General features: G+C 65.1%; 21 protein-coding genes, 1 tRNA gene and 1 pseudogene. 5 read left to right on the top strand and 18 right to left on the bottom strand.

The genetic code is table 11. The features are described from left to right. Positions 1-221 precede the first annotated feature (221 nt). From HMUK_RS17285 to HMUK_RS14220, 7 genes and pseudogenes are all read right to left on the bottom strand, one after another. A pseudogene (locus tag HMUK_RS17285) lies at positions 222-287 on the bottom strand (transcription elongation factor Spt5); the annotation flags it as partial. Positions 288-403: 116 nt separating this feature from the next. Continuing rightward, positions 404-841 (bottom strand): transcription elongation factor Spt5, encoded by a 438-nt coding sequence (locus HMUK_RS14245; protein WP_015763885.1) that lies wholly within the window; start codon positions 839-841, stop codon positions 404-406. A 4-nt stretch (positions 842-845) separates the two neighbouring features. Further along, positions 846-1025: a protein translocase SEC61 complex subunit gamma gene (locus HMUK_RS14240; RefSeq protein WP_015763884.1), complete on the bottom strand. Its 180-nt coding sequence runs from the start codon at positions 1023-1025 to the stop codon at positions 846-848. A 106-nt stretch (positions 1026-1131) separates the two neighbouring features. Then, on the bottom strand, positions 1132-1350 hold the full coding sequence (locus HMUK_RS14235) for a hypothetical protein (RefSeq protein ID WP_015763883.1): 219 nt from the start codon (positions 1348-1350) through the stop codon (positions 1132-1134). 87 nt (positions 1351-1437) lie between these two features. Further along, positions 1438-2607 carry a cell division protein FtsZ gene (gene ftsZ / locus HMUK_RS14230; protein WP_015763882.1) on the bottom strand — a complete coding sequence of 390 codons (1170 nt, stop codon included), beginning with the start codon at positions 2605-2607 and terminating at the stop codon, positions 1438-1440. Between the two features lie 102 nt (positions 2608-2709). Then, entirely contained in the window at positions 2710-4071 is a 1362-nt protein-coding gene (locus HMUK_RS14225; protein ID WP_015763881.1) for a D-aminoacyl-tRNA deacylase, read from the bottom strand. Continuing rightward, positions 4071-5429 (bottom strand): sodium:calcium antiporter, encoded by a 1359-nt coding sequence (locus tag HMUK_RS14220; RefSeq protein WP_015763880.1) that lies wholly within the window; start codon positions 5427-5429, stop codon positions 4071-4073. The genes HMUK_RS14225 and HMUK_RS14220 overlap by 1 nt, the downstream gene beginning before the upstream one ends. A 171-nt stretch (positions 5430-5600) precedes the next feature. Between HMUK_RS14220 and HMUK_RS14215 the strand changes: the two genes are divergently transcribed. Genes HMUK_RS14215 through HMUK_RS14195 form a run of 5 tightly spaced genes read left to right on the top strand, consistent with a single transcriptional unit; the run spans position 5601 to position 9950 of the window. Then, on the top strand, positions 5601-6398 hold the full coding sequence (locus HMUK_RS14215; protein ID WP_015763879.1) for a shikimate dehydrogenase: 798 nt from the start codon (positions 5601-5603) through the stop codon (positions 6396-6398). A 55-nt stretch (positions 6399-6453) separates the two neighbouring features. Further along, on the top strand, positions 6454-6927 hold the full coding sequence (locus HMUK_RS14210) for a helix-hairpin-helix domain-containing protein (RefSeq protein WP_015763878.1): 474 nt from the start codon (positions 6454-6456) through the stop codon (positions 6925-6927). A gap of 46 nt (positions 6928-6973) precedes the next feature. Next, entirely contained in the window at positions 6974-8449 is a 1476-nt protein-coding gene (pabB, locus tag HMUK_RS14205) for an aminodeoxychorismate synthase, component I (protein ID WP_015763877.1), read from the top strand. Beyond that, complete coding sequence (locus tag HMUK_RS14200; RefSeq protein WP_015763876.1) at positions 8446-9093, top strand: anthranilate synthase component II; 648 nt, start codon at positions 8446-8448, stop codon at positions 9091-9093. The genes pabB and HMUK_RS14200 overlap by 4 nt, the downstream gene beginning before the upstream one ends. Further along, positions 9078-9950, top strand: a complete 873-nt coding sequence (locus tag HMUK_RS14195; RefSeq protein ID WP_015763875.1) for an aminotransferase class IV — start codon at positions 9078-9080, stop codon at positions 9948-9950. Before HMUK_RS14200 ends, HMUK_RS14195 begins: the two co-directional genes overlap by 16 nt. Before the next feature lie 10 nt (positions 9951-9960). Here the strand turns inward: HMUK_RS14195 and HMUK_RS14190 are convergent, their stop codons facing one another. The 11 genes from HMUK_RS14190 to HMUK_RS14140 all read right to left on the bottom strand — a co-directional run bounded on the left by HMUK_RS14190 (position 9961) and on the right by HMUK_RS14140 (position 24721). Continuing rightward, positions 9961-10251, bottom strand: a complete 291-nt coding sequence (locus HMUK_RS14190) for a DUF7526 family protein (RefSeq protein WP_015763874.1) — start codon at positions 10249-10251, stop codon at positions 9961-9963. 229 nt (positions 10252-10480) lie between these two features. Continuing rightward, positions 10481-10553: transfer RNA gene (locus HMUK_RS14185), tRNA-Gln, on the bottom strand. A gap of 121 nt (positions 10554-10674) precedes the next feature. Continuing rightward, a complete protein-coding gene (locus HMUK_RS14180; RefSeq protein ID WP_015763873.1) occupies positions 10675-11106 on the bottom strand; it encodes a metal-dependent transcriptional regulator in 432 nt (143 codons plus the stop codon). Between the two features lie 30 nt (positions 11107-11136). Continuing rightward, the gene (locus HMUK_RS14175) at positions 11137-11616 is read right to left on the bottom strand and encodes a hypothetical protein (RefSeq protein WP_015763872.1); all 480 of its coding nucleotides are present in this window, start codon (positions 11614-11616) and stop codon (positions 11137-11139) included. A 295-nt stretch (positions 11617-11911) separates the two neighbouring features. Further along, on the bottom strand, positions 11912-13477 hold the full coding sequence (locus HMUK_RS14170; protein WP_015763871.1) for a PKD domain-containing protein: 1566 nt from the start codon (positions 13475-13477) through the stop codon (positions 11912-11914). A gap of 69 nt (positions 13478-13546) precedes the next feature. Next, positions 13547-15472 (bottom strand): glycosyl hydrolase family 18 protein, encoded by a 1926-nt coding sequence (locus HMUK_RS14165; protein WP_164731971.1) that lies wholly within the window; start codon positions 15470-15472, stop codon positions 13547-13549. 266 nt (positions 15473-15738) lie between these two features. Further along, complete coding sequence (locus HMUK_RS14160) at positions 15739-17712, bottom strand: glycosyl hydrolase family 18 protein (protein ID WP_015763869.1); 1974 nt, start codon at positions 17710-17712, stop codon at positions 15739-15741. Positions 17713-18489: 777 nt separating this feature from the next. After that, entirely contained in the window at positions 18490-20361 is a 1872-nt protein-coding gene (locus HMUK_RS14155) for a PKD domain-containing protein (protein WP_015763868.1), read from the bottom strand. Positions 20362-21064: 703 nt separating this feature from the next. Further along, a complete protein-coding gene (gene sufD, locus HMUK_RS14150; protein WP_015763867.1) occupies positions 21065-22276 on the bottom strand; it encodes a Fe-S cluster assembly protein SufD in 1212 nt (403 codons plus the stop codon). Positions 22277-22290: 14 nt separating this feature from the next. Then, complete coding sequence (gene sufB / locus HMUK_RS14145; protein ID WP_015763866.1) at positions 22291-23721, bottom strand: Fe-S cluster assembly protein SufB; 1431 nt, start codon at positions 23719-23721, stop codon at positions 22291-22293. A gap of 70 nt (positions 23722-23791) precedes the next feature. Then, positions 23792-24721: an ABC transporter ATP-binding protein gene (locus tag HMUK_RS14140; RefSeq protein WP_015763865.1), complete on the bottom strand. Its 930-nt coding sequence runs from the start codon at positions 24719-24721 to the stop codon at positions 23792-23794. Positions 24722-24827 lie beyond the last annotated feature (106 nt).

Below are 24827 nucleotides of genomic sequence, written 5' to 3'. Positions count from 1 at the left end.
AGGCCCGCCTCCGGCGCGCCTCGCACTCTGTGGACTACGTTACCGCTCTTCGCTGTCCAGCACGCGAATCTGGTCGCCACGGACGGTGACCGGGATCGGCACCGTCGGGCCTCCACCTTTTTTCCACTCGGGTCAGCACAGCTGACCACTCGTGGCAAAAACGTGGGAGAAAAAGGATTTCGAGGCCCGCCTCCGGCGCGCCTCGCACTCTGTGGACTACGTTACCGCTCTTCGCTGTCCAGCACGCGAATCTGGTCGCCACGGACGGTGACCGGGATCGGCACCGTCGGGCCTCCACCTTTTTTCCACTCGGGTCAGCACAGCTGACCACTCGTGGCAAAAACGTGGGCGAAAAAGGATTTCGAGGCCCGCCTCCGGCGCGCCTCGCACTCTGTGGACTACGTTACCGCTCTTCGCTGTCCAGCACGCGAATCTGGTCGCCACGGACGGTGACCGGGATCGGCACCGTCGCCTCGTACAGCTCGACGGTGACCTGGTCTTTGCCCTCGTCGATGCGCTGGACCTGTGCCTTCTCGCCTTTGAACGGGCCGGCGATGAGTTCGACGATGTCGCCCTCGGCGATCCCTTCCACGTCGGGTTTCGGCGAGAGGAAGTGCTCGACCTCCGACATCGAGGACTCGCCGGGGACGACGCCGTTGGCGTGGGGGATCTCGTCTAAGATCCGCTCGAAGACGCTGGCGTCGTCGGCCTCGACCATGACGTAGCTGGTCAGCGAGTCCGGCGCGAGGGCGGCGTGGATCGACTCCTCCTCGCGGCTGATGATCATGTCTGCGACGGTGCGCTCCTGACTGGCCGTGGTTTTGACTGCGTAGATTCCCATAGTATCACGCTGGCGTAGAGCCGGGGACGACCGACATCAACACGAAGATGACGAATCCGATGAGTCCGACGAGTACGATGCCAGCCCCCGCGATGAGGGCGACCCTGGAGAACTCCTCCCAGGAGGGCGTGCTGGCGAGTTTGAGCACCCGCACGTACGAGGTGAGATCGTAGGGTACGTCCATGCCGACCGGTAGCCACCGGGGGCTTTTCTATATTGTGGTCGGCATCTTGCCGCGGCGTCGCCCGCGTGACGGACGACGCCTCCGGTCCGCCGTCGTTCCCGTTTGTCTATGCGACGCTCTGGCGGTAGAGCAGATCTGGGAGCCCACGCCAGAGGACGACCAGCAGCGCGACAGATACGGCCATAGATAGCCCGTAGAACGCGCCCAGTACGAGACTGTCGACCAGATTTATCGTCGAACTCGGCAGGAGAATCGCCGCGTACAGCACCATCATCGAACCGGCGAAGGCCACCCAGCCGCTCCGTGTCGTCGGTGCAGACACCATACTGTCGTCTTTACGAGCGGTCGAAGTAGTACTTTTCGCCGATCTGGAAGCGAAACGACCGACAGCGGGCGAGTCGTTCGTCGGCGACTACTCGACGTAGTCGATATCTTCGCCGAGTTGCTGGGCGGCCTTCTCGCGTTCGGCCTCGCTCTGGCCGTAGATCTGCGGGCTCTCGACGCCGGTGACGACGATCATGGTCTCCATCTTCCCCTCGAACTCCTGGTTGACGCTCGCGCCCCAGATGATGCGAGCGTCGGGGTCGATCCGGTCGTAGATCTCCTCGACGACGCCTTCTGCCTCCTCGATGGACATGTCGGGGCCACCGACGACGTTGACCAGCGCGCTGTTGGCACCGTCGAACTCCACGTCGAGCAGCGGCGAGCGCAGGGCCGAGCGGATCGAGTCCTGGGCCTTGTTCTCGCTGTCGGACTCCCCGAGGCCGATCATCGCGACGCCGCCGTTCTCCATGATGGTGCGAACGTCGGCGAAGTCGACGTTGACGAGGCCGGGCTTGGTGATCAGTTCGGTCATCCCCTTGACCGAACGCATCAGCACGCGGTCACAGATCTTGAACGCGTCCTGCAGCGGCATGGAGGGCGCGTAGTCGAGCAGGCGGTCGTTGGGGACGACGATGACGGTGTCGGAGACGGCACGGAGGCGTTCGAGGCCGGCGTCGGCGTTGGCGCGGCGTCGCTCGCCCTCTGCGGTGAACGGGATGGTGACGATCGAGATCGTCAGCGCGTCGGACTCCTGTGCGGCCTGTGCGACGACGGGGGCGGCACCGGTCCCGGTCCCGCCACCCAGTCCAGCGGTGACGAACACCATGTCGGAGCCGTCGATGGACTGCTGGATGTCTTCGATGTTCTCCTGGGCGGCCTCCTCGCCGATCTTCGGGACCGAGCCGGCACCGCGGCCGCCGGTGCGCTTCTTGCCGATGAGGATCTTCGTGTCGGCCTTGACCTCGTCGGCGAGGTGCTGGGCGTCCGTGTTGGCGGCCACGAGCTTCGCACCGTGGATCCCCTCCTCCATCATTCGGGTGACCGTGTTGCCGCCCGCGCCCCCACACCCGACGACGGTGATCTTGGTTTCGAGGTCCTTGACCACGTCGGCCAGCTCTTCGTCCGTCATCGTCCCAGACGTGTTCGTGGCGTCTGGTGTGGTCGAACTCTGGTCCTGGTCGGGCCCCTCGGAAGCGGGATCGCCTCCCTCCCGCTCCTCCTCGGCCTCGTCGATTGCGTCGTCGATTATGGAGTCCATAATTTGAACGCCGATAACAAACGAGCGCTTATTAGTGTTCCCCTGCTGTCTGACGACTGGCTGACGTATCTCGACGGCGACGGCCGATTCCGGGCCGAACAGTTACGGAGACCGTACTTCTGCGAGTTCGAACTCGTCGACGCGCTCTCGAACGACGTCCGCGGGATCGACGGTCTCGCCGTCGACCTCGACCGAGCGGCCGGCCGATAGCTGTCCGAACTTCGGGCCTTCCGGAACGCCGTGCTCGCGGGCCAGCGACGGATCGAAGGCCGTTTCGCGCGCCCGGAGACAGTCGCCGTCCCGAACGACCTCGTCGTACGACGGTGCCAGGACCGCGGTGAGTCCCTCGACGATGGGGTCGCGGTCGTCGGGCGCTGGCAGCGCCACGGGGCCGACGACTTCGGTCCCGTTCTGTTCGGTGTCGAACGCCAGCGCCGTCCGAGCGACGACCGCTCGGGTCCGTTCCCGGTCGATCCCGCTCGCCCTGGCCAGCAACTCCCCAGACGGGTCCCAGACGACGAACTCGCCGTCGTGGTTTCTCGCGGGCTCGCCACACCGGAGGCCGTCGTCGATCGGTCCGATCGCGGCTTCCAGTTGATCGACCAGTCCCAGCGAGACGCCGCTGGTCTCGCGAACCCACGTCTCGTCGACGACGCGGTAACCCAGTCCTTCGATCGTCTCGCGCAGTGCCGGCCGCTCGGCCTCTAGCAGTGCGTAGTCGGCACGGCTCTGCTCGAAGGCCCGCTCGATCACGTCCGGGTTGTCCCGGGGATCGCCCATCGCGTCCAGCGCCCAGTCGGCACCGACGTGGCCGATCGCCCAGTCGGTCTCGCGGCGGACGCGCTCGAACCTGGGCGCGTAGTGGCCGCCGCCAAAGCCCACGAGGTGGCGACGCGTTCCGTTCTCACGTGACGCGTCGGGCTCGGTGTCTTCGAGCGCGAGGATCGCTCGCGCGACTGCCCGCGCGGCGTCGGCGTCGTCCCACTGGGGCTCGTCGCTCCCGACTTCGACGAACATCGAGGGAGCGCCGACGACGCTGGGGCCGTGGTGGGTCGCCTCCATCCCAACCTCGTAGCCCTCGGGCGCGAACGATTCGAGAGCCTCGACGACTCTGCGGTGTGCGTTCGGACAGGCACGGGCGAGGACGCCGTCCGCGCCGCCGAACTCCGCCGGCCCGAAGTTTCCCGTGTGATGTGCGGTCAGGAGCGGCCCCGTCTCACCGGCGTGGCGCGACGCGAAGACGAGCAGGTCGGGGTCGTCGAAGGCCGTCGCGACCGATTCGAGGTCGAGGTGGATCGAGTCGAACGTTCGGAGTTCGATCTCGTCCCGACGGTAGACGGTGCCGCCACCGTCGCCGTCCGGCCGCTCCTCGTCGACGGTCTCCGTCCACTCGACAAGATCGAGCAGTCGTTCTCCCACGTGTTCGGAGGCCGAGTCCGACCGCGAGACGACGACGGCGAGCATCAGTCCGCGAACTCCTCGTGGACGGTCTCACGGTCTGTCGCGTCACGGACCGCGTCGGCGGTCAACCCGAACAGTAACTGCACCGACTGGCGGCGCTTGACCAGCAGCGCCGTCCCGGCGACCAGGTAGACCGCGGTGTAGGCCAACAGGAGTTCGTAGCTGTCGATAGGCAGGGCCAGCCACTCGCGGATCAGGACGAACTCCAGGATCACCTGCGAGATGAACAGGCCAAAGAGGACGAGCGCCTCTCGGATGCTGATCTCGAAGTTACTGAGGATCGCCAGCGCGAAGTACGACTGGGCGGCGGTGATCCAGATTTCGGCGGCCTGCTTGGCGTCGAATGGCAGGACGCCGTAGGCACCGTACGAAATCGAGAACACGACCGAGAGGGTCCCGATCAGCAGCGTCCACTGGTTGAGCTTCGAGGAGATCAGAGCGTTGAAACCGGCCGTCGAGCGGGCCTTGTTGACCAGCACCGCGACGACGATCAGCTCCGGCGACTCGCTGGCCAGTGGCGCGACCCACTGGATCATGAAGAACTGCGGGATCCCGTTGTCGATCCCGATCTGTTCGAGTCCGTGGGCGAACGGCTCGACGGCCGTGAAGATCACGACGCCGGAGTAGACGAACAGCACGATCACGGACAGGGGTCGCCACGGCAGCGGCCACTGCTGGAGGTATCTGGGGACGCCGACGTGTTCCTCGCCCTGTTCGATGTCGGATTTGAGGATCAACGCGATGTAGGCGACGTAGATCCCCACGAGGACGACCGTATCGAGGATGTCGATGCCCCCGCCCAGTGGCACCAGGAAGGCCCACGCCGTCGCCGCAAAGAGGAAGGTGATCTCGGTCGCGATGTCCGTGTCGAGCTGGACCGAGTCGCCGAGCCATCCCTCGCGGTCCTGGACGGCTGGATCTTTCGTCTCGAAGGCCCGCCAGACGGTGAACACGGCGATACCGGCCCAGCCGATCCCGATGAGGATGCGGTTCGCGCCGGTCATGTTGGCCACGGCGAGGTTGGCGTCGTGGCAGGCCCCGGCAAGCGCCGTCTCGCCGGCCTCGATAGCGGCCGGCGAGAGCGCGTTACAGGCTTCGGTCGTCGCGCCACCGGCACCGGCGTTCCAGGCGTACAGCGCGTCGACGGCGTACTCCGGTGCGACGGCGAGCACCGCGAGGACGGCGATCGCGAAGGCACGCGGCACGTCCTTCTCCGCCGTCTCGGCACCCCACGCCAGCAGGAAGGACGCACCGAGGACGGCGATCCCCGTCAGGGCGACCTCCGGAAGCGTTCCGAAGTGGACGACGCTGCCGGCGAGCAGACCGACCCCGACCAGCGTGTTGTAGACGAACAGCACCATCCAGGGGGCTGTCAGCCCGGCTGCGACTCCGATCTGCACCAGTGGATGACGAAGGCGGCTCACTACCACATCCCTGGACAGGTCCGTCCGAAAAGCTTGCGAAACGGCCGGCGGGTGGTCGCCGGTCGTCGCGACCGTATCTTTGATATTCACCGCGCGTGCCCAGGAGATATGGACGTGTTCGGTCTGATCGGGAACCCGGTCGGTCACTCGCTGTCGCCGCCGATGCACGAAGCGGCCTACGAACAGCTCGACATGGACGCTCGCTACGTCACCTTCGAACCGGACGAAGACGCGGCCGCCGCCGCCATCGAGAGCGCCCGGACGCTGGGAATCACGGGTCTGAACGTTACGATCCCGTTCAAGCAGGCGGCCTTCGAGGCCGTCGACCCGGATCCGCTGGCCCGGCGGATCGGTGCGGTCAACACGGTCGACCTGACCGGCGACGAGCCGCGGGGATACAACACGGACGCCGTCGGTGCCGTGCGCGCGCTCCGCCGTCACGACGTGGCCCTCGACGGCACCGCAGTCGTGGTCGGCGCGGGCGGTGCCGGCCGGGCGGTCGCGTTCGGGCTGGCCGACGAGGGGATGTCCGTCCGGATCGCCAACCGGACCGTCGAGCGCGCTCACGACCTCGCCGCGGACGTGCCGGGGGCGACCGGCCACGGACTCGACGAACTGCACGACACCGTCGCCGACGCGGACGTGCTGGTCAACTGCACCAGCGTCGGGATGGACGAGGACGCGACCCCGGTGCCGGCCGACGCCCTCCACGGCGATCTGTCCGTCCTCGACGCCGTCTACTCGCCGATCGAGACGCGACTGCTCCGGGACGCCGCCGCCGCCGGTGGGACGACCGTCGACGGCGCGTGGATGCTCCTGTTCCAGGGCGTCGAAGCCTTCGAGCGCTGGACCGGCCTGGATGCACCGGTCGATCACATGAACGACGCGCTCCGCGATCGCCTGTGAAAACGTTGCCAGTAAGCCGGAAGGTGTTAAGTGTCGGCGACCAGTAGCACCTCACATGGGTCTGTTGCAGAAACTGAAATCGGCACTCGGGCTCGACGCTTCGGGGTCGCCGTCCGCCGGTGGAAACACTCCACAGGACGTCGACGTGACCGTCGAGCGCGAGCCGTCGACGGAGTCGGAGGACGCCGTCAAGGGGACCGAGACTGACACGTCAGGAGCAACGTACGATGCCGACACGGCGACCGAATCCGAGTCCGCGAGCGAGCAGGCCGACGCGGACACAGACGACGAGTCCGAGACGACGGTAGCGGCGGCCACCCCGGAACCGACCGACGAGCCCTCGGTCGACAACGACGCACCGGTCACCGAGATCAAGGGTGTCGGACCGGCCTACGCCGAGCGACTCGAAAACGCCGGGATCTCGACCGTCTCGGAACTCGCGGCGGCCGACGCCGACGAACTGGGGGAGGTGACCGACCTCTCTCCCAACAGGATCTCCGGCTGGATCGAACAGGCGAACGCCTTCTGATCGTCGACCGCAAGGGAATTATCCGCTGCTCACCTTCTGTTCGGTAATGCCAACTGTCGTCACTGACAGGGACTCGTTCCTGTCGGTCGCTGCCGACGCCGCTCCCACGGCCCGCGTTCCCGTCGAGGCTCGCGTCACGGTCACGGACCCGTTCGTCGCCTACCGACGCGCACGCGACGGCGACGGGGCCGGTGGCGTCTATCTCGGGACGACCGGGGGCCAGTCCGGCTGGGGCTACTTCGCGACGATGCCCGCGGATTTCCGCGAGGTCGGACCCGGCGAGGCCGACTCGCTGACCGCTCTGGCCGACGCCGTCGACGCCGACGACCTCGCTCGCGGCGACTGCGACGTTCCGTATCCGTGTGGGGTGATCGGCTGGCTCTCCTACGACGTGGCCCGCGAACTGGAGTCGCTTCCCGACGACGCGCTCCGTGATCGTGCGCTCCCGCGCCTCCAGCTCGCGACCTACGACCGGATCGCCGCCTGGGAGGAGCCCCGCGGCGACGAGGTCACGCTCCGCGTGACCGCCTGTCCGCGCCTCGACGAGTTCGAACGGCCGGCCCTGGCCTACGAGTTCGGCCGCCAGCACGCCCTGGAACTCGCCAAGGCGGCCGTCGACGGCGATCCGTCGGTCGGCGACCCGCCCTCGGCGGCCGACGACGCACGGTTCGAGAGCGACTGCACGCCCGAGGGGTACGCCGACCGCGTGCGGGCCGTCCAGGACGCCGTCCGCGACGGCGACACGTTTCAGGCAAACGTCTCACAGCGCCTCGTCGCTCCGGCGGCCGTCCACCCCGTCGCGGCGTTCGACGCCCTCCGGACGGTCAATCCGGCCCCCTACTCGGCGCTGGTGGAGTTCCCCGGCGTCGATCTCGTGAGTGCCAGCCCCGAGCTGTTGCTCCGCCGTGACGGAGACGCGATCGAGACGGAGCCGATTGCCGGCACACGCCCGCGAGGTGACACGCCCGAAGACGACGACGCCCTCGAAGCGGAGCTACTCGACGACGAGAAAGAGCGGGCCGAACACGCGATGTTGGTCGATCTCGAACGAAACGACCTCGGGAAGGTCAGCCGGTTCGGCAGCGTCGAGGTGACCGACTACCGGCGGGTCGACCGCTACTCCGAAGTGATGCACCTCGTCTCGAAGGTCGAGGGTCGTCTGCGCGACGGCATGGACCTCGCCGACGCCGTCGCCGCGGTCTTCCCCGGCGGGACGATCACTGGTGCCCCCAAGCCCCGGACGATGGAGCTCATCGACGAACTGGAGGCGACCCGACGCGGCCCCTACACCGGCTCGGTCGGCATCTTCGGGTTCGACGACCGCGCGACGCTGAACATCCTCATCCGGACGCTGGTACGCTACGAATCCCGGTACTACCTCCGAGTCGGGGCGGGGATCGTCCACGACTCCGTTCCCCGCCGGGAGTACGACGAGACGCTCGCCAAGGGCCGGGCACTGATCAACGCCGTCGACGGGGCGCTCGACGCCGACGCCGAGATGACTGTGGAGGCCGAGCGATGACCGTCGCGCCGACGATCCTGGTGATCGACAACTACGACTCCTTCGCCTACAACCTCGTCCAGTACGTCGGCGAGGTCGTCGAGCGCCTCGGCGGCGGTCCCGAAGACGTGCTCGTCCGGCGCAACGACGCGGTCTCGATCGCGGGGATCGAACGCCTCGATCCGGACGGGATCGTGGTCTCGCCCGGCCCCGGAACCCCCGAGGCGGCCGGCGTCTCGATGCCGATCTTCTCGCGACTCCGGTATCCGACGCTCGGGGTCTGTCTGGGCCACCAGGCGCTGTGTAGCGCCAACGGTGCCGAGGTGGAGCACGCGGAGTCGGTCGTCCACGGCAAGTCCTCGACGGTCACCCACGACGGGACGGGCGTGTTCGCGGACCTGCCCGACCCCTTCGAGGTCGGTCGCTACCACTCCCTGGCCGTCGAGCGAACTGCACTGCCCGACGTGCTCGAAGAGACCGCGGCCACGGTGTCTGGGACCGACGGGGATGTCAGAGACGACGCTGCGGGCGACCGCCGCATCGTCATGGGCGTGCGCCACCGCGAGCGACCCCACGTCGGCGTCCAGTTCCACCCCGAGAGCATCCTCACCGACGGCGGCAAGACGATGATCGAGAACTTCTGCCTCCAATGCAATACCACGTAAACGGCGATCTCGTCCCGGCGAGTGAAGCGACCGTCTCCGTCAGAGACCGAGGCTTCCAGTACGGTGACGCGGCCTTCGAGACGATCAGGGCCTACGGCGGCGTTCCCTTCGAGTGGACGGCCCACCGCGAGCGTCTCCAGCGGACCGCCGAGACGCTCGGCTTCGGCCACGCAGTGCCCGACGGCCTCCGGGACAGGGTCGACGAGACTCTCGCCGCCAACGACCTCGACGACGCCTACGTCAAGCTCTCTGTCACCCGCGGCGTCCAGCCCGGGACGCTGACGCCCGACGAGACCGTCGATCCGTCCGTCGTCGTCGTCGTCGACGAACTTCCACGCGGCGGGACCGAGGGCCGCTCAGTCTGGGACGGCCCGGCGGACGTACAGACCGTCAAGACCCGTCGGGTGCCCGACGCGGCGCTTCCGGCCGACGCCAAGACCCACAACTACCTCAACGGAATCCTCGCTCGGCTGGAACTGCGCCGCGCCGCGACCGACCGCTTCCGGGCCGACGAGGCGCTGTTGCGCGACACCGAGGGCCGCGTCGTCGAGGGTGCCACCAGCAACCTCTTTTTCGTCACCGAGGCCGGTCTACGAACGCCCGCCAGCGACCTGGACCTGCTACCGGGCGTCACCCGCTCGGTCGTGATGGACCTCGCCGAGTCCGAGGACTTCCCCGTCGAGACCGGGACGTACACCGTCGACGACGTTCGCGAGGCAGACGAGGCGTTCCTGACCAACTCGACGTGGGAGATCCGGCCCGTCGCCACCGTCGACGGTATCGACGTGGGAACCGGTCCGATGACGAAACTGCTCCAGCGGCTCTACGACGAACGCGTCGAGAGCGAGTGTTATTAGACCGACGCCCTCACCGCACGTCGACGGCCTCGTAGACCCCGGGTACGTCGGTCTTCCGGATCGTCGCCGTCAGTTCCGCGCCCTCTTCGACGGCGTCGTCGGCGACGATCGTCACCGGCTCGATCGGGTCGCGCCTGAGAAACGACCAGAGCCGTTCGAGCCAGCCCGGCTTGCCGCCCTCGCGACAGACGAGGACGTACCGCGACTCCGCCAGCGCCGCCAGCTCTGCGACCAGTTCGGCCTCGTCGAGTTCCGCCGGGCCGACGACGTGAATCACCTCGCCCGTGATCGTCTCGGTCATGGTCTCACTCACCAGGGCGCGGGAATCTACCTTGCGGTCCGGGACGCAACTCCGGAACGTAGCCTCGGGCGGATTCGAACCGCGAAGGCTCGAATTCTCTCGCCTGTCCGAACTATGTGAGATTCTCGCACAGTCCCGGGCGGATTCGAACCACGAGGACTCGAATCCTCTCGTCCTCTGGGCCCGAATCCGCAGGACTATTCGCTCCTCACGTCCGTTCGTCGCAGAATAGTCCCGGGCGGATTCGAACCGCCGTCATGGGCTCCAAAGGCCCATATGATTGGCCACTACACCACGGGACTTCATCCAGGTATTGCTCGGCGGTGTTTAATAGAATTGTCTTTGCAGTCGCCGTCCGCTCCACCGCAAGACTGGCGACGGGGCAGCCGGGCCGGATCGCCTCTCCGGTCCAGATCGACGGCGCTAGTCGGACGCCTCGGCTTCCAGCTCGATCAGCCCGCACACGTCGTCTTCGGCGTCGAAACAGTCCGGACACTGCGGTTCCCGATCGATGATCGTGTCCAGTCGCTCGGCGACGGTCTCGTCGATGACGCCCTCCAGTTGCTTTGCCTCGCCGCGGAACTCCTCGACTTCGAGCACTTCGAGGAGAAACCGCTCGATGATGCAGTAGTTCTGGAGCGCCTCGCGTGCGCGGTGGATCCCCTCGTCCGTGAGGTCGACGCCCTTGTACTTCTCGTGTTCGAGGAGGCCCTGGTCTTCGAGCTTGCCGATCATCTCGTTGGCACTGGCCGGGCTGACTTCGAGCATGTCGGCCACGTCACCGGTCGATGCTGGGCCGTCCTCCTGTTCCTGGACGAGGTAGATGGCTTTCAGATACTGGTTAGCGGTGTTCACGTGGATCCCTCCGTTGTGTCGCGGCGGCGCTCATTCGCGTTCCTCCATGAGTTCGGTCACTTCCTCGACGCCGTCTGCTTCCTCGTCGCGGATGCGTTCGAGCGTCGAGAGGAGCCGATTTCGGTCGATACTGAACTCGGTCTCGGAGGCCTCGATCGCTCCGATGAGGTCGTCGTAGAACTTGTACGCCGTCTCCTCGTTGCACAGCTGATCGTAGAGGATGCCGTCGAACTCGTCGTCGCTCTCGTACTGGGCCTCGACGAGCGTCTGGATCTCGTCGAACGGCACCGTCTCTGCCTCCAGTTCGCCGATCAGCTCTTCGAGTGCTCGCCGATGGTCTTCGGACTCGCTGGCAGCGTGGTCAAGCAGTGCCTCGACCGCGGGATCGAGATCCGCCGAGACGCTGGCGTGCTTGTCGGCGCGGGCCTCGACGACCTCTTCGAGGACGACGCCGATCTGGAGCAGCCGTGCGAGCTGGTGATCGGAGCCGACTGGCCGCTGGAGGCTCACGGTACCTGCCCCCGTCGGTCACGCGTCTGTACAGTCATGCTCGTTTCTCGGGGAGGCGACGACTTAAGCGGTTCCCTCGCGGATCACGCTCCGTTGCCCCGAGCAGCTAAAAACGGCTGCGCCGGGCCGACCCCTTCGCACTGCCTGTTCGTCTGGACACCATCTCGCGATCCCCGCTGGGTTGCGATCCTCTTTGCGCGGCTACGTCCGCATCATACGGAAAGTTGTCGGTCTTTACCAGATCGACCGCACGACGGCGTGCGGTCGACTAGGTAAACGGCTACAACCGTCCGTATCAGTCCTCGTCGGACTCGAACGTGGCGAAGATCTCCGCCTGTTCGGCAGCACTGGACTTGTACAGCGCCCAGAAGCTCAGCAGTCCGAGATCCTCGTTTTCCGCCCAGTCGACGATGGCACTGGCGTCGTCGGTCGTGAAGTTGTCCTCGCCGACGTTCGGCGTCACACCCAGCATCTCCCAGCGTTCCTGCTCGGATTTGTCCGGGTAGACGTTGGCCAGCCAGTCGACAGTGCCCTGGCCGGCCGAGGGGATGATCGAGGTGTAATCGCCCGAGAAGCCCATAGTCATGATGTTGACGTAGGACAGATCGATTCCCTGCTGGACGGCATCGCTGACCATGTCCTTGGCGGGCGAATAGTCGCGGTTCTCGATGCCGCCCTGTCCTGCCGGGACGGTGTAGGAGATCTTCACCTCGGGGCGCTCGTCTTGCAGCATCGCGAGCGCTTCGTTGCGGATCTCGTAGACGCTGCCGTCACGGCCCGCCTCGTTGGCGTTCTCGTCGTCGATGTCGAGGTGGGTGACCCCGAGCGTATCGAGGATGTCGGCGTAGACGTTCTTGAGCTCCGTCGCGTCGGTCGCGTCCCGCGCGACGGTGCGGCCGTCCCAGCCACCGATGGCGACCCAGACCTCGATACCGTTGTCCTGGAGCGTCTGAATCTCGTCGGTGTAGTCGGTGAGCGGACGCTGGCCGCCGGAGGTGAGCCAGCCGGGATTGATCTCGCCGTCGTCGGTCGCGTCGCCGACGAACGAAACGACGACCCGATCGGTGTCGACGTTCAGCGTCCCGTCGACGAGACTTCCCCACGTGCCCTGGTAGGGCGCGAACACGTCGTCTTCCTTCTCGGAGCCGCCACTGGTGTCGCCGACCGCGACGCTCACGGAGTCGCTGGCGGTCGCGCCAGCGTCGTCGGTGACGGTCAGCGTCGCCGTGTACTCGCCGTTCGCGTCGTAGCTTCTGGTGACGGTCTCGCCCGTCTCGGTGGTACCGTCGTCGAAGCTCCACTCGTAGCTCGTGACCGAACCGTCCTGATCGGAAGAGTCGGAGCCGTCGAAGGTGACCGTCTCGCCGACCTCCGGCGAGTAGGGCGAGGCCGAGGCGACCGCAGTGGGTGCGAAGTTCCCACACGTGCCGACCAGCGTCCAGACGTTCTGGCTCTCGGCGGGTTCGGTGCCCTTGGTCCACCACTCGGCTTCCCAGAGCCGACCGTCGTAGATCACTCGGTCGCCGCCGGTGTAGGTCGCCCCCGAATCGTACTCGGGGTAGTCGTCGCAGTTCGCGCTGTCACTGTCGTCGCCGTCGTCGCCGTCGTCGCCGCCGTTCCCGCCACAAGCGCCCTCCCGCGTCCAGACGTTGGCGCTCTCGGACGGCTCGTCCTGCGTCCACCACTCGGCGGTCCAGAGCGCACCGTCGTAGGTGACCTGGTCGCCGCCGGTGTAGGTGGCGTCGGCGTCCCACTCCGGGACGCTACTGCAGTCTGCGCCAGCCGCGATGCCGCTGGCTCCGATGCCGAGTGCTGTCAGTGCCGATGCTTTGCGTAGAATGTTCCGTCGTGTCTGTTTCATTGGTGTGATAATCTGAGTCGGTCGTCTGCGATCGATGCAACGCGTCGAAAAAAGGCGAGGCGACTGTCGCTACGCGGTCCGGTTGATCGCGTCGAGCAGCGTCTGGTTCCAGTCCTGGGAGAGTTCCCAGAACATGACGCCCTGCATGCCTCGTTCCTTCGCGAACTCGACCTTCTCCTCGATGGCCTGTTCGTCGTCGTAGCTGATGATCGTCTCTTCGTCTTCGTTGACGATGTAGGGGACCGCACCGGGGTCGTGGCGCTTCTTCGTCCAGCCGTCCGCGCCCTCGATGTTCTCTTCGAGGTCACCGAAGTCGAACGCGCCGGTCGGGTCGGCTCCGTCTTCGAGCTGGTCGTGCCACGTGCCCTCCGGGAGGCCGCTGTAGTTGCCGTACATCTCGGTGCCGTTGAAGCCGCGGCCGTAGAACGGCAGGCCGAGGACCAGTTCGTCGTACTCTGCGGGCTCGGCCGGCGGGTACTCCCACTGGCCGGGCCAGTAGCCCGTCTCGCCGTGGTCGCCAGCGTAGAGCTTGTCGACCGAGTACTCGACGAAGTACTGGGCGGTGTAGGTCTCGCCGTACTGGCTGTTCTCCGTGGGGTGAGAGTCGCCGTACAGCGGCGCGTTCTGACCGACTACGTCCATCCACGAGCCCGTGAAGTCGTAGGCCATGATGGAGGCGAAGTCACAGATCTCGCCGATGTCGCCGTGGCGGAGGCCACCGGCGTTCCAGTCCGAGCCACCGTTCGCGACGGACAGCTCGTAGTACTTGCCGTCTTCCTCGGCGGCCGCGTCGAGCGTGTCTCGAAGCGCCTGCAGGAGGTCGACGTGAGTCTCGTAGTCCTCGTTGCTCCCACACTGGCACTTGCCCTGGGAGCTACCTGGGTGTTCCCAGTCGATGTCGATGCCGTCGAGGTTGTACTTCCGGAGGATCTCGACACACCGGTCGGCGAAGGACTGTCGATTGCTCTCGGTCGCGGCGATCTCGGAGAAGCCGGTCGAGTCCGCCCAGCCACCGATCGAGAGCGTGATCTTGGTGTCGGAGGCCGCTCCGTCCTTGAGCTCCTTGAACCGTTCGAGGTTCTCGCGGTCCTGGTCGCTCATGATCGTCGGCACTGCCTCGTCCGCGTCGACGCCGAGGAACGCGTACTGGACGTGCGTGACCTTGTCGAAGGGGATGTCCTCGGGGTAGTAGTCGTACTCCGGCGTGGCCTTCCAGCCGGGGTAGTAACCGATGACTTTGAACTCGTCGCTCGGCGGATCGGGTGCTTCGGCGACGCTGAGGGTCTCGGTGACCGAACTGGACGCGCCTTCGGCGTCCGTGACGGTCAGCGTGACCTCGTAGTCACCGGCCTCGTCGAAGGTCAGCGAGTTCTCCGCACCCTCGACGGTGCCGACGGTCTCGATCTCCCACTCGTAGCTCAGGGAATCGCCGTCGGGATCGGAGGACCCGCTGGCGTCGAGGGTCACTTCCTCATCCGGCTCGGGCGAAGACGGCGAGACGGTAAAGGAGGCGTCGGGCGACTGGTTCTCGTCGCCACCGCCGCCACCACCGCCGCCGCCGTCACCGCAGGGACCCTCCAGGGTCCAGACGTTCTCGCTCTCTGCGGGTTCGGTGCCCTTGGTCCACCACTCGGCGGTCCACAGCGAGTCGTCGTAGGTGACCTGGTCGCCGCCGGTGTAGGCAACGTCGGACTCCCACGCGGAGACTTCGCTGCAGTCCGTCCCTTCGTCGCCGTCGCCCGGTGGAGTGTCACCACAGGCACCCTCCTTGGTCCAGACCGAAGCGTCCTCGGCCGGCTGAGTGCCGCTGGTCCACCACTCGGCGGTCCAGAGCGCACCGTCGTAGGTGACCTGATCGCCGCCGTTGTAGGTGGCGCTCGCGTCCCACTCGGAGACGCCACTGCAGTCTGCTGCTGTTGCTGTCGCACTGGCTCCGACTGCCAGTGCCGACAGGGCCGTTGCCTTCTGTAGCATGTCGCGTCGTGTTTCTCTCATAGATAGTGTCGTGATTTCGCTGCGTCGTCTGTGTTTGATCGGTCCGTGTGACGGCGGCGGGGCTATCGAGTCACGCTGTCGCCCCCTTCGCCGTCGGTTCGCAAAGCGGCCCGCGGGTGAACGTCAGTTACCCCCGTAATTGCACGCCACCGCACAGGCCGTGATACGGAAAGTTGTATGTCTTTACCAGATCGACCGCACGCCGTCGTGCGGTCGACTGGGTAAACGCCTACAACTTTCCGTATGAGGCGCTGCTGGAACGGACGCTATTCGTTGAGCGTGTTCCAGAGCGTGCTGATCAGTTCGCCGTCCTTCGTGTCGCCACCGATGGCCCACAGCATCGTCCCGCCGTACGGCGAGTCGCGGAGCCACTGGGCTTTCATCTCCATGGTCTCGACGGTGTCGTGGGAGATCATCTCGCCGCTGGCCTTGTTGTAGCCACCGCCCTTGTCGGGGTTGTAGCTGTAGGCCGTCATGGCGTCCTCGTCGATGTAGGTCTCGTAGTCGTCGCCGTCGATGATACTGGAGCCGCCACGGGAGCCACCGGCGAGGTCGTAGTACTCGTAGATACCACCGATAGTACCGAAGCTACCGTCGCCGCTGGCGTTGCCGTCCTCTCCGTCGAACTTCTGGAAGAGACCGTCGTCCTCGCCGTTGCCCTCGCCGTCGGGGTCGTTGACGTTGCTCCAGCTACGCCCGTAGAACGGGACGGCCATGTTGAGCTGGTCCGGCGACCAGCCCTGCTGTTCGAACCAGCTGAGAGCGTAGGAGGCGTTCCAGCTGTCGGACTTCTCGAACGGGTTGTCCGGGTTCTCCTTGAGCGGGGCGTGATGGCGGGTGTACTCGCTCCAGATACCCGCGTAGTCGAAGGTCATCACGAGGATGAAGTCGAGGATGTCCGACAGGGCCTCGTGCTCGTAGTCGGCCATCGCCTCGGGGTCCGCGTTGACCGCAGCGGTGACCTCGTAGGGCTCTTCGCGACCTTCCTCTGCCGCCTTCTCGTCGAGGCGATCGCGGACCGCCTGACACAGCTTCGTGAAGTTCGGAATGTCGATTTCGGGACGTTCGACGTTCTCCTTGTTACACGCCTCGCCGCCGTCGCCCTGACAGCCCCCGCCGTGGGGGAACTCCCAGTCGATGTCGATGCCGTCGAGGTTGCCTCGGTCGACCCACTCGGCACACTGGTCGGCGAAGCGCTGGCGGTTCTCCTCGGTTTCTGCGGCGTACGAGAAGTACTCGGAGTCGCCCCAGCCACCGATCGAGAGCGTGAACTTGGTGTCTTCGTTCTCTTCTGCGAGCTCGGCGATGCTCTTTCCGCCGGGTGCGTCACGCCAGTCGGTGTTCTGGTCCCAGAACGCCTGCTGGCCGTGACTGTCGCCGACGAGGTTGACGGAGCCGTCCTCCTCCGGGCGCGCGAACGCGTACTGGACGTGCGTGATGTTGTCCAGGGGCATGTCGGACGGGGTGTACTCGCGGTCGTACTGTGCCCACTGTCGGTAGTAGGCGACGACTCGCTTGTCGCCGGGCTGCGTGCCGCCCGCGGTGCCGACGAACACGGATCGGGTCGCGGTCGCCTCGTTGCCGTCTGCGTCGGTGACGGTCAGCGTGACCTCGTAGGTGCCTTCCTCGTCGAGCGTGACCGTGTTCTCGACGCCGGAGATCGGACCCTGGTCGCCGACCATCCACTCGTAGGACTCGATGTCGCCCTCGGAGCCGCTGGCGTCCAGCGTGACGTCCTCACCGACGTCGACGCGCGTCGCGCTGGCGTCGATGACGGCGTTGAGGTCGGAGGATCCACCGTCGTCGCCGCCGTTGTCGCCGTCGTCGACGGCGCGGACCTTCGTCCAGACGTTCGCGCTCTCGGAGGGTTCGGTACCCTTGGTCCACCACTCGGCCTCCCAGACGAACCCGTCGTAGGTGACCTGGTCGCCACCGGTGTAGGTGGCGCTCGAATCGTAGGCAGGAATGTCGCTGCTGCCGCCGTCGTCGGAGCCGCCGTCGTCCCCGCCGCCTCCGTCAGCGGGTCCGACTTTCTCCCAGACAGCCTTGTCTGCGCTCGGTGCCGTTCCTTTGGTCCACCACTGTGCTTCCCAGATGTATCCCTCGTAGACGACTCGATCGCCACCGTTGTAGGTCGCGCTCGAATCGTACGCCGGATACTCTTCCTGTGCTGTTACCGCGGAGACGCCGGCCAGACCGGCCAGCGCCGAAAGCGATTGTAGATAGTTGCGACGTTGCATGGTTATTGTCGCGGCGGTGTCGACCGTTGGCGTGCCACCGTTGGATCTGTCCGCCCCACTGCCGGGACGACGTTCTAGTCCCCAATCCGCACCCAACGTTCTCTCACCCAGCCGCTGTGGGTACCACGCACCTCCATACACTAAAAAATTCCGAAAATTAATATTTCCATACATGGAACAGTGGTCCACAATCATTCGAATAGCTGCGTCATTTTATAATGATAAATGATCTCTCCTCCGACTAACACGTGGTGTGTGACACTTTCACCCACTACTGCAGTTGTCAACACTCTTCTCGTCGCGTTCGTCGGTCTATCAGGGCCCGTGCGTACAATCTACTCTCCACGCCGGTGCCGAGTCGTTGCCGAAGTCTTACACGATTGTTCGCCCAGGAAAAACGCACTGGTGGGGCCGGTTGTGTGTCTTTCTATACCATGGTTCGGAGAGGGTCCTTTCAAGCACTCTACCGGAGCCTAAACGCTGTTTCGTGGCGTGAACCGACCGACTTCGTCGCTCGCGACAGCTCGTTCGTACGACCACCGTACCGACCGAACCGATTCACACCCGTTCGCACCGTCGTCGTGCGGTCAGATACGGAGCGGTACTGTCGGCCGTAAATACGTAATCGGTTTCGCCGCCCCGGGCGGCGTATCTCTGCACGAAGTTACGGCCAACGATATGTGCCCTGGTTGCCACTGTCGCCGTCGTGGCACGGATCGGCGGCGAAAAAACGGCGTCGTGGTCTCGTGACGGCCTCGCGGTCGACCCTCGTCGCCGTCACTGAACCTGGTTGTAGATGCCTGCGAACTCGTAGGCGCTCTGTTCGATGCCACTGCACTTGCCCGAGACGGTCCCGTCGGGACAGTCGCCGTTGTCTCGATCCAGCGACCAGAACGAGACGAGACCGATCCCCTTGTCCTCGACGAAGGAGACGACTTCCTCGGCGTCCTCGGGCCGGTGCTGGCCGCCGACGTTGTTCTCTCCGATCATCGGCGTGATGCCGACCATACTCCAGGCCTCGTCCGAGGAGAGGTCCGAGAAGATCGACAGCAGATCCTCGTGGGTGCCGTTCGCGGTGTCTTTGACGGTGCTCGCACTCGGACGGACCCAGCCGTAGTTCATCGTCATCACGTTGACGTACTGCACGTCGACGCCGTTGTCGCGAGCGTTCTCGACGACGTACGTGCCGTGCTCGGTCAGACCGGTCGTCCGACAGCGTAGCGTGTACGACACTTTCAGGTCCGGGTTCTCGGACTGGAGTTCGGCCAGTGCCTGATTGCGTCGGTCGACGGCGGCCTCGTCTACGGACTCGATGTCGAAGTCCAGGTGCGTGACGCCGTACGTGTCGATCACGGACTGGTACTCCGATTTGATCTTGTCGATGTCAGTCGTGTCCTGGGCGATCATCGTCCCGACTGCACCGCCAAAGGAGATGATGATCGTGCCGCCCTGGTCCTGATATGCCTGGAACTCCGACTGGAGACCGGCCTCGCCGACGAGCTGGTCGGCCTCACCGCCCCACGCGGCGTTGCCGTTTCCGTCCGAGAGGACGAACGCGGTGGTGACGCTGTCGTTGCCCGCCTGCTCTGCGTGATCGACCAGCGTCGTCTCGGGATCGGTGAATACGTAGTTGTACGGCGCGAACTCGGTCGTTCCTTCGGTGCCACCGGAGCTGTCGCCGACCGAGACGACCGTCTCGTTGGTGTCGCTCGCGCCCGCGTCGTCGGTGACGGTCAGCGATACGGTGTAGTCGCCGGCCGACTCGTAGCTGTGGGTGACCGTTTCTCCGGTCGCCGTCGTCCCATCGCCCAGGTCCCACTCGTAGCTCTCGATCGTGCCGTCGGAATCGCTCGAATCGGCCGTGTCGAAGGTGACCGACTCGTCGGGAGCCGGATTCGATGGGGAGACGGTGAAAGAGGCGTCCGGCGCGGCGTTGCCGCTCGAAACCGAGATCGTCGTCGAGTCCGTCGCCGTCCCACCGGCGTCGTCGGTGACCGTCAGGGTCACGGTGTAGTCGCCGGCCGACTCGTAGCTGTGACTCACCGTCTCTCCGGTCGCCGTCGTTCCGTCACCGAGCTCCCACTCGTAGCTGGCGATCGAGCCGTCGGGATCGCTCGACTCGCTCGCGTCGAAGGAGATCGAATCACCGGGTTCGGGCGTGCTCACGTCGGCCGAGAACGACGCCGTCGGCGCGGTGTTCTCGTCGCCGTCGTCGCTACCGCAGGTCCCTTCCAGGGTCCAGACGGCCTCGCTCTCGGCGGGTTCGGTGCCCTTGGTCCACCACTCGGCGGTCCACAGCGAGCCGTCGAAGGTGACCTGGTCGCCACCTGAGTAGGCAACGTCCGACGCCCACGACTGGACGCCGCTACAGTCGACGCCGCCGCTGTCGCCGCTGTCGCCGTCGTCGCCACAGGCCCCTTCCAGGGTCCAGACGGCCTCGCTCTCGGCGGGTTCGGTCCCCTGTGTCCACCACTCGGCGGTCCACAGCGAGCCGTCGAAGGTGACCTGGTCGCCGCCGGTGTAGGTGGCGCTCGCGTCCCACTCGGCGACGCCGCTACAGTTTGCTGCCGATGCGCTCGCACTGGCTCCGATCGCCAGCGCGGAGAGTGCTGATGCGTTTCGCAGGAAGTTTCGTCGTGTCTCTTTCATGTGTTGTGTGATCGTGTCGTCGGTTCGAACGCGGGCCAGAGCCGACCAGCGCCGCGTCGTGCTACCACGACCGACCGACACGGCGTCTGGTGGCCGTCCCAGCTTCGCGCCCCCAGCCGTCGTGCCAGATCGGTCGCCGATACGCCGATCCGTATCGCCACTCGTGGCACCCCCCGGAGCGCCGAGTGCGTTTCTCGGCACATCCCTGTGTAATGATGCCACACAACCACACACGTTTCACACACAAAATCGTTACGAAAACTCGGGTCTACGTTGGCGAAATATCGTCACGTCGTTCAAACTACGATCACACTGTTTCGTAATATAGTAGCCATTGAAGATCAATGCACACTCGATCGCACGACGGCAGTGCGATCGGTGTGTAAATCGTTTCAATTGTTACTATAGCGGCTCACTCGCTCACAGATTCCGACGACGCCGTTGGAGTCCTCATACGGACGGTTGTAGGCGTTTATCCAGTCGACCGCACGACGGCGTGCGGTCGATCTGGTAAAGACCTACAACTTTCCGTATCAGAGACGGGGACGACGATCACCGTGCGCTGTCGGCTTCGTACAGCGATTCGCCGCCCGGACTGGCGAAGCCGGCCACAGCACACGGCTAACCGTGGAAATCTCGAAAGAGCGTCAGAACCGAAGTCGTCGCCAGCACTCCTTGTCCGGGCCGTTCGTGGGTGAACGAACTACTCGCGGAGGCGTTCGACGACGAGGTCGTCGAGATCGTCGCGAAGTTCGTCGACCGCGATCTCCTCGAAGACGGGCACGAAGAAGCCTTCCACCAGCATGTTCTCCGCGCTCTCGGGATCGACACTCCGAGAGGTCATGTAGAACATGTCCTCCTCGTCGACCTGTCCGACGGTCGCCGAGTGGCTGGCTTCTGTGTCGTGGTTGTTGATGATCAGCTTCGGCGACGCGTCGGCCTCGCTCTCGTCTGAGAGCATCAGGGTGTTCTCCCGCTGGTAGGAGTTGGTGTCCCACGCCTCGCGGCCAACGTCCTGGACGCCCTCGTACACCGAGCGGGCGGCGTCGTCGAGGACGCCGCGGGTGACGAGGTCGGCCGTGGTGTGTTCGGCCTCGTGCCAGACTCGGGACGCGATGTCGAAGTGCTGGTCCTCGTGGCCGAAGAAGGCCCCGACGATCTGGGACTCCGAGGCGTCGCCAAGCAGGCGCGTCTCGACGTTGGACTTGGTCAGTCGAGAGCCGATGTTGCCCTCGATCCAGTCGACCGTGGCGTAGGTGTCGGCGTGGCCACGCTTGACCTGGAAGTTGTAGCTGTCGTCGTCGAGGTTCTGGAGCGTGCCGTACTGGACGCTGCTGTTTTCCTCGGCGGCGACTTCGACGACGCCGGAGTAGTACTGCTCGCCGTCGACGTTGGTGCCGGTGGTCTGGCGTTCGAGGATCGTCACGGACGAGGACTCCTCGGCGACGACCAGCGTGTAGTTGAACAGCGATCGGCTGTTCATCGTCGTCCGGATCTTCACGTCTTCGGCGTCGACGCCCTCGGGGACGTAGACGACCGTCCCGGCGCTAAACAGCGCCGTCGAGAGTGCCGTGAGGTAGTCCCGCTGTGGGTCGACGATCGAGCCGAACTGCGCTTCGATCAGCTCTCCGTGCTGTTCGAGCGCGTCGGCCCACGAGAGCACGTCGACACTCTCGGCGTCGACGCGGTCTTTCTCCTGTTCCCACTCCAAGGGATCGACGAGCGTCTCGTAGTCGAGCGCGTCGAGGTTCGTCCAGTCTCGACCCGGCGTCCGGATCACGTCCGGCATGTCCAGCGAGTCGAGGGCCTCGTACGCGTCGAGACGTGTTTCGAGCAGCCACTCGGGCTCGTCGAGCTCCTCGGAGATCTGCGTTACCTGTTCTGCCGTGAGATTTGCGTGTACCTGCGTACTCATTGTGAATCCGGGAGTTACCCGAGGCTTCCCTCCATCTCGAGTTCGATGAGGCGGTTCATCTCGACCGCGTATTCGATGGGCAGTTCCTCCGTGAGCGGTTCGATGAAGCCGGCGACGATCATCTGTTTGGCGTCGTCGTCGTCCAGACCGCGGCTCTGGAGGTAGAACACGTCCTCGTCGCCGATCTTGCCGACCGTCGCCTCGTGGGCCACGTCGACTTTCGACTCCTGAATCTCCATGTACGGCATCGTGTCCGACGTGGACTCGTTGTCGAACATCAGCGCGTCACACTCGACGCTCGTCGACGCGTCCTCCGCGCCGTCCGCGATGTGGACGAGGCCGCGGTAGTTCGTTCGGCCGCCGTCCTTGCTGATAGACTTCGACTCGATGGTCGACTTCGTGTCGGGTGCGTTATGATATACCTTCGCGCCGGTGTCGATGTTCTGGCCCTCGCCAGCCATGGCGATCGTGATGTGGTTGTCCGTCGCACCGGGACCCTTGAGTACGGTCGAGGGGTACAGCATCGTCGCCTTCGACCCCATCGAACCGGACACCCACTCCATCGTCCCGTCGGCCTCGCAGATGGCGCGTTTGGTGTTGAGGTTGTAGGTGTTTTTCGACCAGTTCTGGACCGTCGAGTACTGGACGTGAGCGTTCTCGCCGACGAAGACCTCCACGCCGCCGCTGTGGAGGTTGAACTCCGAGTACTTCGGGGCCGAACAGCCCTCGATGTAGTGGACCTCGGAACTCTCTTCGGCGATGATGAGCGTGTGCTCGAACTGGCCCATCCCGTCGCTGTTCATCCGGAAGTACGCCTGAATCGGCATGTCGACCGACGTGTCTTCCGGGACGTAGACGAACGAACCGCCCGACCAGATCGCGCCGTGGAGTGCAGCGAACTTGTTGTCGCTCGGGGGAACGGCCTTCGTCATGAAGTGCTCGCGGACGATCTCTTCGTGCTCTTGGACGGCCTTGTCCATGTCACAGAAGACGACGCCCTTCTCTTCCCACTGCTCCTGCATGTTCTGGTAGACGATCTCGGACTCGTACTGCGCGCCGACGCCCGAGAGCGCGTTCTTCTCTGCTTCCGGGATGCCGAGCTTGTCGAAGGTGTCCTGGATCTCTTCGGGGAGATCGTTCCAGTCGTCGACGCCGCCGCGGGTCTCGATGTCCGGGCGGATGTAGGGAATGATCTCGTCGACGTCGACTTCCGAGATGTCCGGCGCGCCCGGCCAGTCGTCCGGCATCGGAAGTTCGTGCCACTGTTCGAGTGCCCGGAGCCGACGCTCCAGCATCCACTCGGGCTCGTCTTTGTCTTCCGAGATGACGCGGATCGTCTCCTCGGTGAGGCCCTTCTCGGCTTCGAAGGCGGACTTCTCCTCCTTCTTGAACTCGAAGCGCTTCTCCGTATCTGTTTCTTTGAGGTGGTCTTGATCTGAACTCATGTTTTGTAGTCGTGCTTAGGGTTTGCGGGTTATGTGGGTTGTGCCGTGGACGGAACGTCGTCGTTCTGTCTCAGGCGGCCTCGTAGACTTCCTCGCGGACCCAGTCGTACCCCTTGTCTTCGAGCTTCTCGGCCAGTTCCGCGCCGCCGGATTTGGCGATCTCGCCGTCGATCATCACGTGGACGTGATCTGGCTCGACGTAGTCGAGGATGCGCTGGTAGTGGGTGATCTGGAGGACACCGGTGCCCTGCTCGTCGCGCAGCGCGTTGATGCCGTTGGAGACGTCCTGCAGGCGGTCGATGTCCAGTCCAGAGTCGATCTCGTCCAGCACGGCGATCGACGGTTCGAGGATCGCGGCCTGGAGGACCTCGTTTTGCTTCTTCTCGCCGCCGGAGAAGCCGGCGTTGAGATAGCGGTTGGCGAACTTCTCGTCCATGTCGAGCTGTTCCATCTTCTCCTTGAGGAGCTGCTGGAACTCGGCGACGCTGACCTCGCCCTCGTCGGCGGGGCCTTCCATCGGAGAGCTGTCGTAGCCCGCTGCGTCCTCGTTGGTCGCTTCCTCGTCGGCCTCGCTCTCCTCGTCTTCCTCCTCGAACAGCTCTTCTTGCTCTTCGAGCTTGGCGTTGAGCGCCGTCCGGAGGAAGTTCACCATCGTGACGCCCTCGATCTCGGCCGGGTACTGGAAGCCGAGGAAGATGCCGAGCGCCGCGCGCTCGTTGGGCTCTAGCTCCAGCAGATCCCAGGTGCGGTTGTCGTCGGTAAGCTCGATGTCCTCGGCGACGTCGCCGTCTTCGAGGTGGATGAGCACCTCACCGTCGGTCACCTCGTATGCGGGGTGGCCCGCGATGATCTTCGCCGTCGTCGACTTGCCCGACCCGTTGGGGCCCATCAGCGCGTGGATCTCGCCCGACTCGACTTCGAGGTCGACGCCGCGAAGGATCCGTTCACCGCCGTCCTCTGCCACTTTCGCGTGGAGATTGTTGATTTCGAGTACTGCCATAGTATGTACTTAGGTCAACCGAAAAGATGGTCGTCACGCTCATAATGCTTTCGCAATCCTCTGAACTGTCTTTCGAGATCCAAAAAATATTTTTCTCGGTTGCGGA

Origin of the sequence: Halomicrobium mukohataei DSM 12286 (assembly GCF_000023965.1) — an archaeon.
Taxonomy (GTDB): Archaea; Halobacteriota; Halobacteria; order Halobacteriales; family Haloarculaceae; genus Halomicrobium; species Halomicrobium mukohataei.
This window is presented reverse-complemented; position numbering and strand designations above follow the sequence as displayed.